Source organism: Candidatus Edwardsbacteria bacterium, assembly GCA_018821925.1.
Taxonomy (GTDB): domain Bacteria; phylum Edwardsbacteria; class AC1; order AC1; family EtOH8; genus UBA2226.
This window is the reverse complement of sequence record JAHJLF010000053.1, coordinates 34,320-48,764: the sequence shown is the minus strand read 5'-3', so window position 1 is coordinate 48,764 and position 14,445 is coordinate 34,320. Positions and strand designations below refer to the sequence as shown.

Here is a 14,445-nt window from a genome sequence, read left to right as displayed (position 1 = left end):
GATGGAATGCAATAAAACCAAAAACCTGAAAAACTGCAATTGCAGCTACGAGCCCTGCTCTCGCAAGGGAGTCTGCTGCGAATGCATTGCCTATCACCGGGCCATGAACCAATTGCCGGCCTGCTATTTCTCGGAAAAAGCCGAGAGAAGCTACGACCGCTCAATAGCGGCCTTCATCAAAGACCAGGGCCGGTGAAGATAGATAAAAGCTGGTATATCAAGCCGCCGGGGGTGGCCGAGCATATTTCGTGCGGCGGGGTGGTGGTCCGAAAGGAAGAGGATCTAATCATGGTGGCGCTGGTCACCGAGCCCGGCTTTGCGGAATACATTCTTCCTAAGGGCCATGTTGAATCCGGGGAGAATCTGGAGCAGGCCGCCCGGCGGGAGATCGCCGAAGAGGCAGGTTTCACGGAGTTAACGCTGATTAAGAGCCTTGGATCTACCGGACGTTTGGATTTCCGGAAAGGTTCTTGGGGCACAGTGCATTATTTTTTGTTTACTACCGACCAGAATAAGACCAGCCCCAGCGATCCGGAGCATGAATACATCGTCAAATGGTTTCCGATAAATTTTCTTCCGGAAATATTCTGGCCGGAACAGAGAGCGCTGATAGAAGACAATAAGGATATGATCAGAAAGATTTTTAAATAATATGCTGGGAACAGTAGTCAACACTGGAGCCATAATCGCAGGGAGCGTTCTGGGCCTTTTGCTGCGCCGGAAACTGTCAGTCCGATATTCCGACATAGTGATGAAGGCCATCGGCCTGTTCACCATCGTCATCGGGCTGGATCTGGCTTTTAAGAGCAGCCGGATGCTGCTGGTATTGATATCTTTGGTCCTCGGCGGGTTGATCGGCGAGTTGATCAATCTGGAGGGGCGGCTGGAGTGGTTGGGGAAAAAACTGCAGGAAAAATTCTCCGGTGGAAACAGTACGTTATTCGTGCAGGGATTCGTGATCAGCTCCCTGCTGTTCTGCGTCGGACCCCTGGCCATAGTAGGCAGCATGGAGGACGGCCTGATGGGCAGCCACACCGTGCTTTTCACCAAGTCGCTGATGGATGGGACAGCCTCGGTGGCTCTGGCCTCAGCGATGGGGGTGGGAGTGCTGTTTTCGGCCGGGGCGGTCCTGGTTTATCAGGGGCTGTTGACCGATGCGGCCATAATATTCAAGGGTCTGATGCCCCTGCCCTATGTAGACCTGATGTCGGCGGTGGGCGGGATACTGCTGCTGGGGGTGGCCCTTAATTTGATACTTAACATAAAATTAAAAGTAGCCAATTTGCTTCCGGCCATATTCATTTCACCACTGGTATTGAAGATCGCTTTAATGATAAGTAAATAAAATGATCATGGAAAAAGAAGGCAAAATCAATACTGAAAAACTTCACGCCATCGCCCTGGATGAGGGGATGGCTGTCTTCGGCGTGGCGGAACTTGACCCGATAAGGCAAACTTTTCACCCCGATATTGTCCAGGCCGCCCAGGGGCTTAAATACGGGATATCGGCGGGCTTCCGCCTTTCCGATCCCACCATAGACGACATTGCCGACCAGCCGACCCTGTTGTACAAGCACCACTATAGGGTGGCCAACCATGTCCTGGACCAGGCCGGGGCCAAAATAGAATCTTACATCCAATCCAATGGCTATAAGGCCCTGCCCATCCCTGCCTCGCAGACCATAGACTGGGAGAAGCACCTGGGGCACCTGTCACATAAGGCCATTGCGGCGCAGGCCGGACTGGGATGGATAGGAAAATCGGCCCTGTTCATTCATCCCGAACATCGGGCAAGACTGCGCTTGGTGACGGTGCTGACCGATATGCCGCTGGAGGCGGGAAGCCCCGTCAAGAAAACCTGCGGGGACTGCCAGCTGTGCATCAGGGCCTGCCCGGCCGAGGCCATATCGGACCAGGGCTACGACAAGCCCAAGTGCATTGCCAAGCTGAGAGAGTTCTCACATTTGCCGGGGATCGGGCAGTATCTCTGCGGAGTGTGCGTAAAAGTGTGCCGGGAGTGACGGGTTGTTCACTTGAATGAGATGAAACAGGTTTGCCTGGATTCCCGCCTGAGTTTATACTGAATGTAATGAAGTGCGGGAATGACAAATAGAAAACAATCATTTTGAAAATAATGGAAAACATTACACAAAATCAAGGGTCATTCAAGGATCGCTCCAGTGGGTTGAAAGCCTTTGGGGTGGTGCTGATCGTAATTGGCGGTTTCAATCTGCTGCTGATCCCATTGGTTTTGCTGGGCAGTATAATGAGCCGGACCATGGATGCCGGGCAATCGGCAGGCTATTGGGTCTTCTCGCTTTTGGTAAACCTGCTGACATATCTTTTCCTGGGCGGAATATTCCTCGGGATAGGGATCGGTTCCATCAGGCTTAAGCGCTGGGTGCGGCCGGTGCTTCTTTCCATCGGCTGGGTGTGGTTGCTGCTGGGCCTGATGGTTACGGCCATGATATTTTTTGTAATGCCAAAGATGATGGGAACTTTTATGTTGTCCGAAGTATCTGACCCATCACTTATCGTTGGCATTGTAATCATGGTGTCCGGGGCAATGTCGATCCTCTTCATGGTCTTGTTGCCGGCTCTGCTGATATGGTTTTATTCCCAAAGTTCGGTAAAGCAGACATTGGAGGCAAAAGATCCCGGCCCGGCCTGGACCGATGCCTGCCCTCCCCCGGTGCTGGCAATAAGCCTGTTCTACGGAGTAAACGCGGTATTGACGCTACTGGCCTCTTTTTTGGGCGTGAGCTTCATTTGGGGTTCTATAATCACAGGATTGCCGGCCGTTCTGGTTACAATATTTTACGGTTTGATATTGGCATATATTTGTTATGCTATTTACAGGCTTGATAGTCGCGGCTGGTGGACCGCCGTGATCTCAACCGCTTTTGGGACCGTTTCATCCTTGTTGGTCTTTTCTAAGAACGATCCGATAAAGATAGTGGCCTTGATGGGCCAAAGTGATCAATTACAATATGCCCAGGAAGGCATATCTCTGATGCTGAAATACCAAGGTTATATATTATGGCTGTCGGCAGTCACCCTCTTGGGATATCTTCTGTATATCAAAAAATATTTCAAGCGTTCATAAAGCAATATGTCCATAATCAGAATGGTCAAGCCGGTCAAATGTTTTCTGGGATTGATATATTCCCCCGAAGTGAGTCTGTGTGACCTGGAAAGGGAACTGCATAAGCATTTTGGTGTGATAGACCGTAAAAGCCAGGTGCTGGATTTCAGCGGCTCCACCGATTACTACGCCCCGGAGATGGGCCCCAAGCTTTTCCGGACCTGGTGGAGCCTGCACCAACTGGAGGACCCGGGGAAATTGCCGGAGCTTAAGCTGATATCGAATCAACTGGAGGATGAATACCTGAAGGCCAGTGAAAGCACCGGGCGGATCGTGAACATCGATCCGGGTTATGTTAACGAGGCCCGGGTGATACTGGCCACCTGCAAGGATTTTTCCCACCGGGTCTACCTGGGCCAGGGTATTTATGGGGATGTCACCCTCATCTACCGGGGGGACGGGTTCAAGCCGCTGGAATGGACCTATCCCGACTACCAGTGCCCCGAGGCGTTAAAATATTTTCAGGCATTGAAGGATGATTACCGAAAACAGATCAAGGAGGCGCAATGACCGAGGAGCAGAGAAAAATAATTATGGAATGGACTGTCTTCCCACTGGCGGAGTCCCGGACCAAGGCCCTGATAGCCATTTTGACCCCGCCGCTGGCGATGGTGGTTATCTATCTTTTGATGCAGTCCTGGCTGTGGGCTGGACTGGGGTTTCTTCTTCTTTTTTCCTCGGAGTTCCCTTTCTTCCTTAAGAGCAGATATACCTTCGATCACCAGGGGGTAAGCATGAAGCGGGGCGGGGTGACCATCGCCCGCAAGTGGGAGCAGATCAACAGCCATTATCCCGACAAGAACGGGGTGTTGCTGTCGCCTTTTGCCAAACAGACCTGGCTGGAGAATTTCAGGGGCATATACCTGCAATACGGAAAACACCGCGAGGAGATCATGGCGGTTTTAAAAGACAGAATAAAACCGGCCGAGCCGGCGAAGAACAAAGAGATCAATAAAAACAATACGGAGCCAAAATGAAAAGGATCAGTTTACTTTTAGCGGTTCTTCCCCTGATCTTTGCTAGCGTCTGCCAGGCCTGGCAGCAGAGGGTGGAATATAATATCGACGCCCGGCTGGATACGGTGGAGCACAAGATATTTGCCACCCAGCATCTGAGATATTTCAACAACTCGCCGGATACTTTGAACAGTGTTTGGTTCAATCTGTATCCCAACGCCTACCGGGACAACTCCACCTTCTTTGCCCGGGAAGCAGAACAACAGCAGGACTACCGAATCCGGCACTCCTCCCCGGAGGAAAGGGGATGGATCGAGATCAATTCACTGCTGGTGGCTGGCAGCACCGCAGTATTCAAATACGGCCCAGAATATGGTGTCCCATTTATCCGGGGCGGCCGAGCGGATGAAATGGAGATATTTGGTGATTACGGAGGCAACCACCCGGCTGTTAATAAAAAATTCAAAGAACCAAAATATAAGCTGGACTCGACCTCGGCCAGTCTGGAATTGCCGGCGCCTCTGGCTCCCGGTGATTCGGTGGATTTCTATTTCGATTTCAATGTCAAGGTGCCGAAATTTTTCTCCAGGATGGGTCATAGCGGGATTCATTACGAGATCTCCCAGTGGTATCCCAAGATCGCCGTTTACGATGCCAAGGGTTGGCATGCCGACGGCTATCATTATATCGGCGAGTTCTACGGGGACTATGGGAGCTTTCAAGTGGGCCTGACCGTTCCCAAAGATTTCAAAATAGGCTCCACCGGGGAGGAGATCCTGGATCCGGAGGATACGATCTTACAGGTCAATGAGCCAGTATCCTATCACCTATTTACAGCCGATAATGTTCACGATTTTGCCTGGTGCGCCGATCCGGAATATTCGGAGATTTCCGAGCTGCACGGCGACATCGCCATAAAAATCCTCTACCGGCCCGGGCAGAAGGAACGCTGGAAGAACGTGATGCAGTACGCCAAGGATGCCCTGGATTACTACGGAAGGTGGTACGGCCAATATCCCTATTCCACCCTGACCGTTTGTGAGGGCGACATGGCCGCCGGGGGCGGCATGGAGTATCCTAATATGGTGATCGTGTCCACCGGCGAGGATCAATACACCCGGACCCTGGAGATGGTGGTGATGCACGAGATCGGCCACCAGTGGTTCTACGGCATCCTGGGCAACAACGAGATGGACGAGGCCTGGCTGGACGAGGGGATCAACTCCTTCTCGGAGCAGAGATATTTTGAGGAGAAATACGGCCCGGACGGTAACTATCTGGCCAAGGAGTCCCTGAGGAGATTATTACCAGAGGCCAGCAACCGGAATGTGGGACGGATGATTCCCTACCTTTATTCTGCCAATAGAATGGATCAGCCGGTCGATACCAGGGCCTGCATCTCCGGGGAGATGGGGCAGTATGCCGCCAGCGCCTACATGAAGCCGGCGGCCATGATGTGGTGGCTAAAAGAATATCTGGGGAATTCTGCTTTCGACCGGGTGATGCAGGGTTATTACCGCGACAACCAGTTCCGGCATGTCAGTACGGAAAAATTCTATGATGCGGTAAAAAAATATTCACAAAAAGACGTCAAGCCATATTTTGCTCCCTGGTTAAAAACCACCGGAATGAGTGATTACTCGGTGGCTTCGGTGCGTCAGATAAAGGAACAAAGAAACACCTACAGTATCACACTGGCCAGAAATGGGGATCTGGCCATCCCGGCGGCATTCTCAGCCGAGGACGCCATCAATAAAAAATACGATGTTTTATGGAGCGGCAGGGGAAGGGATACAACCTTTCTGCTGCAGACCGACGGGAAACTGATCTCCGCCGTGATCGATCCCGACAATGTTCTGCTGGAAACCAACCGCTGGAATAATTGCCGGCCCCGGAAATATAAGATAACCCTGGGCCCCCGCCTGCCGTCCTTCGAATCCTACAATATGTTCTGGCTGCCTGTTCCCTGGTATGACCAGGTCAACGGCTTCCGCCTGGGGACCATATTCCACGGCGCTTACCTGGCCGACGGCGATCCCATGGTGGGGCATCACCAGTGGTCTTTTTCGCCGTTCTACGGGTTTAAATCGAAAGAGATCAGCTTCAGCTTCGATTACCAGACCCCGGTGGATTCACGCTCCCGGCCGCCGCGGATCTATCTTGCCGCCAGCTCGGCCTTCGATATCAACTATGCCGGGATCGGGCTCAAACGGACCTGGGGGCCGCGGCTGATGTTGGATCCCACCGAGAGTTTCGACGTGCGGCTGGATTATACCCGCTACAAGGATTACCGTTTCTGGGATCCCCGCGACGTGGACACTGCGGCAGTGGTCAGCCTGATGGCCCAGCGGGGCTATAATCTGACCAGCCACTGGGGCCGGTCACTATTTCTCAGCACGATAACCGCAGGCTACCTCCAGAGACCGAAATCGGATATCAACAACTACCTCAAATTTGAACTGGAGGAAAAACTCACCTTTAGGATCAATGAACATATCAACCCCAGATTCCGTTTAGTAGCCGGGTACATCCAGGGGCCGGCCCCGGCTCAGGAGCAGTTCTTTCTGGCCGGCAGCTTCAAAAGCACCGGGCTGGATAACATGCTAGCCTCAGGAAAGGACGGGTTCTCCACCCAGGAACATTATCATGTGGACGGCGGAGCCAACCTGCCGGGCTATTACGGCACCCATATCCGGGGCAAGAACCTGTTGGCGGTTAATATGACCCTGCCCATAATGAAGAGCCCGGTCTCATTCTTTGCCGGGGCCGGACAGGTGGCTAACGACTGGCTGGAGTTCTCCGCCGATGGCATCCGGGCCGATGCCGGACTGTCGCTGGCCCTGGGGCCGATGCGGCTGATGTTCCCGTTGTGGATAAATAAGCCGGAAGAGGGCAAGAAGCAGTTCGACTGGCGGTGGACCATCGGCTTCGGCGGCAGCGGGGAAGGGATGAGCATAAAGTTTTAATATTCGGTTTCCTCGATACTAGCCTTTGGCTAACTCGGCAACCGAAATATACGATTGCCCGATGTTGGTCATTAAGCAGTGATTAAATTATGTCTATGATGGGTTACATGTACATACTTAAATGTAATGATGGCACCTATTATACCGGCAGTACAGTGAACCTCAAAAAAAGACTGAACGAACACCAAAGTGGTGTGGGGGCGAACTACACGAAAAAACGTTTGCCGGTTGATTTGGTTTATTATGAAGAATACCCTAGAATAGATCAGGCATTCAATCGGGAAAAACAGATACAAAACTGGAGCCAAAAAAGAAAAAATCATTAATAATGGGCGAATTTTCAGAGTTACCAAAGTTGGCCAAGAAATCGTTTAGAAAAAGCTAAAAGAACCACAAGATTTCATATTTGTTATTTTTTCAGCGCACTTAATATTGTTAAGCCTGGTCGTCGAGTGCCGGACAGAATTAGATGCTATAAAAGCACCTCAACTCTGGGCGGGCGTATCGAGACGACAGGAAGGTTATGTATTATTTTATCAAGCAATAAATAGGTATGACATTTATATCCCTTGCCCTTATCCAAATGCGGTGCGAGAAGGCGGCCATAGATGAAAATATAAAAGAGATGCGCCGTTATCTTGACCAGGCAAAAGATGCCAAGGCCGATATCGTCTACTTTCCGGAGATGAACATCACCGGGTATATCGATCCCCAGCAGCATCCTCAGGCGGTTATCTCCCGGGATCATCCCGCCATCAGGCAGGCCGCTGATCTAAGCCGGGAATACCATACGACCATCATCGCCGGGTTTGTGGAGGAGAACGCCGCAGGCAAACCATTCATCACCCAGTTGGTGGCGCAGGATGGAGCGGTCCTGGGATATTACCGCAAGAAGACCATCAAGGACGAAGAGGCCGAGTGGTTCAGTCCGGGTAATGACCAGCCGGTCTTTTCACACTCAGGCATGAAATACGGCATAGCCATCTGCGCCGATATTGACGATGAAAACATCTTCCGCGAGCTGGCCCACAAGGGGGCCAGGCTGGTCATAGCGTGCGCCGCACCCGGCCTTTACGGGGAACAAAAGGCCAGGAACTGGCAGGAGGGTTACGATTGGTGGAGGGGCGAATGCTTCGGCAAGCTGGGCAAATATGCCGCCGATCAGGATCTCCATATTGCCGTAGCCACCCAGGCCGGCCGGACAGTGGACGAGGATTTCCCCGGGGGCGGATATCTTTTCTCCCCGGAGGGAAAATGCCTGGCCCAGTCGTCCGACTGGAAAGAAGGAATGCTGGTGGTGAAAATGCCATTAGAATGATGCCTTATGCATAAATATAAAAGCCCCGCCGTTGGCGGGGCTTTTTGTTTGTATAGCTTCTATAACTTGCGTTCAATGAAATACTGGGTTTTCAGCTTCTTCATCCAGGCTTCGTAGAGATCCTGCATCTTCTTGGACTTCAAATACTCGGTCAGCTGCTCCCTGACTGCTTCCATAGTGGCGGTCTTGGCCGGGTAGCGTTTTTCCAGCTTGACGATGTGGAAACCGGTGGGGGTCTCGATCACGTCGCTGACCTCCCCCTCCTTCAGGATGGCCAGCTCATCCTTGATCTCGGCCGGGAAGCCCTCCACCGGGATGCCCATCAGTTTGCCGTCGGTGTTCTTGGCCTCAGGGTCATCGGAGTAAGTCTTGGCCAGCTTGTTGATATTTTCCTTGCCGACGATCACCCTCTCGTGCAGGGCGGTGATCGTTCTTTTGGCCTTGGACATATCGGCGGCCGAGGGAGCGACCATGATCAGAATATGGGCCGCATGAACCTGATCACCCTTCTTTTCCAGCAGTTTGATGATGTGAAATCCGAACTGGGTGACGATCACGCCGGACACCTGTCCCGGCTTGAGGGCGAAGGCCGCCTGTTCGAACTCCGGCACCATCTGGTTGCGCCCGAACCAACCCAGGTCCCCGCCGTTGGAGGCGGAGCCCGGATCCTGGGAATATTTTTTGGCCACCTCGGCAAAGGGTTTCTTCAGCTTGAGCTGGTTCAACACCTGCTGAACCTTGGCCTGGGCGTCGGTCTTGGATTTCTGGCCCGGCTTGGGGGCTATCAATATATGCGAGAGGTCGACCTTCTCCGGCTCGCCGGGGAGGGAATCCTTGTGACTGGCGAAGAAAGCCTCCAGCTCCTTGGTGGTCGGCGGGGTGACCTGGGAACGAAGGTTCCGGTCGATCAACCGCTGAACGATAAGCATACTCTTGACATCGCTGCGGTGTTTGGCCTTGAGCTGGGCCACCGTGGTGCCCTCGGCTTTAAGCTGGGCATTGAACTGTTCCTCGGTGGGGAACTGGGACCTCATCTCGGCGATCCGCTGGTCGAGTATTTCGTCTATCTCGGCGTCTTTTACAAAAATGGATTCCTTCTTGGCCTGGGCCAGCATCACATAGTTCTCTATCTTCTGCTCCAGGGCCATTCTTCGCAGCGAATCCAGCGGGGTGGGATCCTGGGGAACCTGCATCCGGTAAAGCTGGACCTGGCGGTCCACCTCGCTCTTGAGGATCGGCTGGTCGCCCACCCTTCCGATGACGGCATCCAGGGTATCGCCGGCCCAGGCGGTGCCGCCGAACAACAGCAATAGAGCCAGCAGGGTCTTGGAAATCTTCATTATTACCTCTCGTAAATATTAGGCCTTAAGTTGATCTGAGAATTATTTTATCAATTCCGGATGGCTCTCCACCTTGGAGGCCAGCCGCAGACTGTCGCTGATATTGTCGAATCTGGTCTTCTGCCGGAGCATGGTCAGCCCATAGACCAGATCCTCCCGGATGTCCTCAAACTTGACTCCCTGGGGGGATATCCGGCGTTCGGTGACCTTCATGATATGGTAGCCGTCCGACAGCTTGATGGGTTCGGATATTCCGCCCTTCTTCAGGGAGAAGACCTTTTCCTCGAAATCGATCGGGATCTGGCCGCTGCCGCGCCGCAGGTATATTCCCAGGTCGCCGCCCTTGTCCTTGGTGGTGGGATCCAGGGATTTTTCCCGGGCCAGCTTGGCAAAATCCTCGCCATTGTCCAGGGAGGCCTTGACCATCTGGGCCTGGTCGGCCGTGGCGGTAAGTATCTGGCTGAGTTTTACCTCCGCCTGATATTCTTCCTGGTGGGCCTCAAAATATTCCCTGGCCTCGGTATCGGTGACCTTTAGTTTTTCCACAATCTCCTTTTGGATGAACTGATTGGCCAGGATCTCCTTCTGAAGGTCGCGGATCTGCTTGGCTATCTTGGGCTCCTTGTCCAGCCCCTTCTTCTGGGCTTCCTGGTAGAACAGCTCGGTGTTCACCCAGCGGCGGACGAACTCCTCCTTCTGGGCCGGAGTGACATTGGTCATCCCCTCGGGCAGGATATCGATGAAATCCTGCTGGACCAGCACCGCTTTATTGACCCTGGCAATGGCTGGCTGATCGGCTGATTTCTTTCCGCAGCCGAAAACGGCCAGCCCCAGGACGGCCAATGATATCAGAATTCTCTTCATGGCTATTTCTCCTCGATGGCGGTTGAAGCCTCGGCCTTGGCCAAAAGAGCCTGGTCAATCTTGACCGGATATTTGGTCTTAAGGGAGGCCAGCAGATCGCCCAGTATTGTCTCCTCCTGGGACTGCCGCAGTTTGAACTCTATCTCCCGCTGGGATTCCTCAAAGGTCCGCTGTTTGGCCGGGGTTTTCTCGGTGACCTTGATGATGGCGAAATTATTACGATAGGCAAAGGGGCGGCTGGGCTGGTTGAGGGCCATGCCGAATACCAGCCGGGAAAGTTCGGGGAGCTCGGCATCGTTGCTCTCCACCCACCGCAAGGCTCCGCCGGAGGCCTTGGAGGGGTCCACCGACCGCTCCCTGGCCAGCTGGGAGAAATCGGCCCCCTTGGACAGCAGGCCGTAGATCTCCTGGGCCTGGTCCTTCTCCGGCACGGCAATGATGTGAACCAGGGCTTTGGCCGGCTGATAGAATTCCTTTTTATTATCCTGATAATACTTCTTGGCCTGATCGGGGGTGAGCATCACCTTGCCGGAGACATCCTCCCGGTAGAAAGACTCGGCCAGCATGTTGTCCCTGGTCCGGCTGAGCTGGGCTTTGACCTTGGGGTTCTGCTCGATGCCCTTGGATTTGGCCCGGGCCAGCAGCAGGTCGCTGACGATCAGGCCCTCCAGCTGTTCCTTCAGGCGGTCGGCCTGGTTCAGGTCCAGGGTCCCGCGCATATAGCGGTTTACATTATCATACAAGTTCTGCACGGTCCAGGAGCCGCCGTTGTAGGTGATGACGGTCTTCTTGAGCTCCTCGGGAGAAACCTGGGGTAGGGCCGGCATGGGCTGGCCGGGGGCCTGCTTGGCGGCCAGGGCCTGGATGATATCATCCTTGATCTTTATATTGGCGCCCTCCCGAAGCTTGGTGATATATTTATTGGCCAGCTCCCTGGGCCGGGTGGAGGAGAGTTGCTGTTTGATGCGGTCCTTCATTTCTTCGAAAGGCTGAAGCGGCGCGTCCCGCAGGGAGTCCAGCCGGATTATATGGAAGCCGAAGGCGGTCTTTATGGGCTTGCTGGTTTGGCCCGGCTTCATGGAAAAGATCGCCGACTGGAATTCATCGACCATCTTACCCCAGCCGAACCACCCCAGGTCGCCGCCCCTCTCGGCGGAGCCCCGGTCGACCGATTTGCTGCCGGCCAGCTGGGCAAAATCCCCGCCGCCTTTCAGGGCCTTGGCGATCTCCTTGGCCTCCTCCTCGGTCTTCACCAGGATATGTCTGGCCTTGGCTTCCTTGCCCAGCCGGGCATAAAATTTCTTGACATCCGAATCGGAGGGCTGGGCATGTTTAAGGATCTCATCCTTGTAAAGCTCCTGCAACAGGATGTTCTTTTTGAGCTCCTCCAGATCCTGGGCCAGTTTGGGGTCCTTGTCCATCCCGCGGGACACCGCCTCGTTGACCAGTAATTTCTGCTCCACCATCCGGTTAAGCAGTTCCTGCTTGCCGGCCAGGACAGCGGCTGAATCGCCGGGGATCATCGGGGGCTTGTAGGCATCCTGGAAATCGCCCAGGGTTACTTTGCTGTTGCCGACATTGGCGATGGTCTTATCACGGCTGCTGCAAGAAGTTAGCGCTATGATCAAGCTTAAGATCAGGGCGGGAGAAAGCCATCGTTTCATTTTCTAAAACTCCTTAACAATTAGATTGGATTATAAACGGTTATTAAAATACGAAACATCAGTCTATCATAGTTTACCGCTGTTTGCAATATGAATTTTTAAAATATTACGGCAACGCGGCGAGCGCAGAAATCTATTGAGAAACCCGGGCCGATTCTGTTATAATAAAAGCCTGTCAACCGTTAAACTTAAAAAATGAGGTGACCTTTGCGCTGGAGTAAAGCTTTTATACCCACCATCAAGGAGGACCCGGCCGAGGCCGAAATGAAGAGCCACCAGCTGATGCTGAGATCCGGTATGATCCGCCAGCTGACCGCCGGGGTCTACGAATATCTGCCCCTGGGGTGGCGGGTGTTTTTGAAAGTGATGCAGATAATCCGGGAGGAGATGAACCGGGCCGGGGGCCAGGAACTTTTCCTGCCGGCCCTGGCGCCGGCCGAGATCTGGCAGGAGAGCGGGCGGTGGGACGATTTCGGGGACGAGATGTTCCGGGTCAAGGACCGCAAGAAACGGGATTACGCCCTGTGTCCCACCCATGAGGAGATCATCACCGACCTGGCCCGGGCCAAGCTCCGTTCCTACCGGGACCTGCCCCAGAACTGGTATCAGATGCAGGTCAAGTTCCGCGACGAGCCCCGGCCCCGCTCCGGGGTGCTCCGGGTGAGACATTTCATAATGAAGGACGCCTACAGCATGGACCGGGACCAGGCCGGACTGGATGTTTCCTACCAGGCCATGTACGACGCCTACCACCGGATATTCTCCCGCTGCGGCATCAAATTCTTCGTGGTGGGGGCCTCCTCCGGGCTGATGGGCGGCAGCGGCTCCCAGGAATTTATGGTGGCCTCGCCCTCCGGCGAGGATTCCTGCGCGGTCTGCCCGGCCTGCGGATATGCGGCCAACCTGGAAGTTGCCCAGTCCAAGATCACCAGCCCGGCCTATCCCGATGCTCAACTATCCGAAGTCCCCACCCCGGAGAAGCGGACGGTGGAGGAGGTCTGCGGGTTCCTGAAAGTGTCGGCCTCGCAGCTAGTCAAGAGCCTGTTGTATATGGCGGACGGCCAGCCGGTGTTCGCCCTGGTCCGGGGCGACGACGAGCTGAACGAGTCCAAGCTTCAGACGGCCCTGGGGTCGGGCAACTTCCGTCCGGCCACCCCGGAGGAGGTGCTGAAAATTACCAAAGCCAATGTGGGCTTTATCTCCCCGGTGGGGATCAATGATATAAAAATACTGGCCGATCTGGCGCTGCAAGGCGCCCAGGGAATGGTCTCCGGAGCCAACAAGGATCACCATCACCTGAGTGGTATCGACCTGGCCCGCGACGTCAAGGTGGAGAAATATGCCGACCTCCGGATGGTCAAAGCCGAGGAGCCCTGCATAAAATGCGGCCAGCCGCTGGTCGTCACCCAGGCCATTGAACTGGGGCACGTCTTCAAGCTGGGCACCAAGTATTCCCAGGCGCTAAAGGCCAATTTCGTGGACGAGGACGGCAGCGAGAAACCTTTGGTGATGGGCTCCTACGGCATCGGCATCGAGCGGGTGGCGGCCTGCATCATCGAGCAGAGCCACGACCAGTCGGGCATTATCTGGCCGCTGTCGGTGGCGCCCTACCAGGTGGTCATCAGCCAGCTGGGCGGGCCGGGCACCGAATCGGCCAAGGTGGCCGAGAACCTATATAATGAACTGCAGGACGCCCGGTTCGAGGTGCTGCTGGACGACCGCGAGGAGCGGCCGGGCTTCAAGTTCAAGGACGCCGACCTGACCGGCATCCCCATCCGCATCAACGTGGGAGAGAAGAGCCTGCGGGAGGGGCTGGTGGAGATCAAACAGCGCAAGGACGGGCAGGTGTTCAAAGTGCGTCCCGAGGAGGTGCGGAGAAAGATCCAGGAGCTGACCTCGGTGGAGATGTGGCCCCTGAAACAGCAGTAATTGTCGACAGAATATCAGCCTCTGCTAGCCCAGAATATTAGGCTGCCCGTGGTAACAGTCTTACTGCCCTTTCTGTCCGGGCAGACCTCACCCTCACTCCCTCCCCGCAGCGGGGAGGGAAGCCGTCAGGCAGGGAGAGGTCAAAGACCCGCCGGGGGCACAGGGTTTAATTTTTATTGCCAGTATTGGGGAAATATGTAAAGCAAACGCTTTCGGTGGACAATCCTTTTATGTTAAAAACAACGTTTGAACCAATTACATTA

Annotated in this window: 13 protein-coding genes and 1 pseudogene; 11 read left to right on the top strand and 3 right to left on the bottom strand. The window is 54.3% G+C overall.

Translation table 11 applies throughout. From position 1 onward, the window contains the following. The first annotated feature begins 1 nt into the window (after window position 1). From KJ869_06325 to KJ869_06280, 10 genes and pseudogenes are all read left to right on the top strand, one after another. Window positions 2-196, top strand: a complete 195-nt coding sequence (locus tag KJ869_06325; GenBank protein MBU1576808.1) for a hypothetical protein — start codon at window positions 2-4, stop codon at window positions 194-196. Then, the gene (locus tag KJ869_06320; GenBank protein ID MBU1576807.1) at window positions 193-651 is read left to right on the top strand and encodes an NUDIX domain-containing protein; all 459 of its coding nucleotides are present in this window, start codon (window positions 193-195) and stop codon (window positions 649-651) included. The genes KJ869_06325 and KJ869_06320 overlap by 4 nt, the downstream gene beginning before the upstream one ends. A gap of 1 nt (window position 652) precedes the next feature. Next, window positions 653-1,345 carry a DUF554 domain-containing protein gene (locus KJ869_06315; GenBank protein ID MBU1576806.1) on the top strand — a complete coding sequence of 231 codons (693 nt, stop codon included), beginning with the start codon at window positions 653-655 and terminating at the stop codon, window positions 1,343-1,345. A gap of 1 nt (window position 1,346) precedes the next feature. Next, complete coding sequence (locus KJ869_06310; protein MBU1576805.1) at window positions 1,347-2,021, top strand: hypothetical protein; 675 nt, start codon at window positions 1,347-1,349, stop codon at window positions 2,019-2,021. Window positions 2,022-2,134: 113 nt separating this feature from the next. Further along, a complete protein-coding gene (locus tag KJ869_06305; GenBank protein ID MBU1576804.1) occupies window positions 2,135-3,106 on the top strand; it encodes a hypothetical protein in 972 nt (323 codons plus the stop codon). A gap of 6 nt (window positions 3,107-3,112) precedes the next feature. Beyond that, window positions 3,113-3,655, top strand: coding sequence for a DUF4416 family protein (locus KJ869_06300; protein MBU1576803.1), 543 nt, complete (start codon window positions 3,113-3,115; stop codon window positions 3,653-3,655). Then, the gene (locus KJ869_06295; GenBank protein ID MBU1576802.1) at window positions 3,652-4,122 is read left to right on the top strand and encodes a hypothetical protein; all 471 of its coding nucleotides are present in this window, start codon (window positions 3,652-3,654) and stop codon (window positions 4,120-4,122) included. Before KJ869_06300 ends, KJ869_06295 begins: the two co-directional genes overlap by 4 nt. Beyond that, window positions 4,119-7,067 (top strand): hypothetical protein, encoded by a 2,949-nt coding sequence (locus tag KJ869_06290; GenBank protein ID MBU1576801.1) that lies wholly within the window; start codon window positions 4,119-4,121, stop codon window positions 7,065-7,067. Before KJ869_06295 ends, KJ869_06290 begins: the two co-directional genes overlap by 4 nt. A 95-nt stretch (window positions 7,068-7,162) precedes the next feature. Then, window positions 7,163-7,452, top strand: a pseudogene (locus KJ869_06285) (GIY-YIG nuclease family protein). Window positions 7,453-7,620: 168 nt separating this feature from the next. Beyond that, entirely contained in the window at window positions 7,621-8,385 is a 765-nt protein-coding gene (locus KJ869_06280) for a carbon-nitrogen hydrolase family protein (protein MBU1576800.1), read from the top strand. Between the two features lie 59 nt (window positions 8,386-8,444). On the opposite strand, the gene KJ869_06275 is transcribed toward KJ869_06280, so the two are convergent. From KJ869_06275 to KJ869_06265, 3 genes are read right to left on the bottom strand one after another with little or no spacing between them, the layout of a single operon-like run. Next, a complete protein-coding gene (locus tag KJ869_06275; protein ID MBU1576799.1) occupies window positions 8,445-9,725 on the bottom strand; it encodes a peptidylprolyl isomerase in 1,281 nt (426 codons plus the stop codon). 42 nt (window positions 9,726-9,767) lie between these two features. Beyond that, window positions 9,768-10,589, bottom strand: coding sequence for a peptidyl-prolyl cis-trans isomerase (locus tag KJ869_06270; protein MBU1576798.1), 822 nt, complete (start codon window positions 10,587-10,589; stop codon window positions 9,768-9,770). 2 nt (window positions 10,590-10,591) lie between these two features. After that, complete coding sequence (locus KJ869_06265; protein ID MBU1576797.1) at window positions 10,592-12,253, bottom strand: peptidyl-prolyl cis-trans isomerase; 1,662 nt, start codon at window positions 12,251-12,253, stop codon at window positions 10,592-10,594. Window positions 12,254-12,460: 207 nt separating this feature from the next. Between KJ869_06265 and KJ869_06260 the strand changes: the two genes are divergently transcribed. Further along, the gene (locus KJ869_06260) at window positions 12,461-14,182 is read left to right on the top strand and encodes a proline--tRNA ligase (protein MBU1576796.1); all 1,722 of its coding nucleotides are present in this window, start codon (window positions 12,461-12,463) and stop codon (window positions 14,180-14,182) included. The last annotated feature ends 263 nt before the right edge of the window (window positions 14,183-14,445 follow it).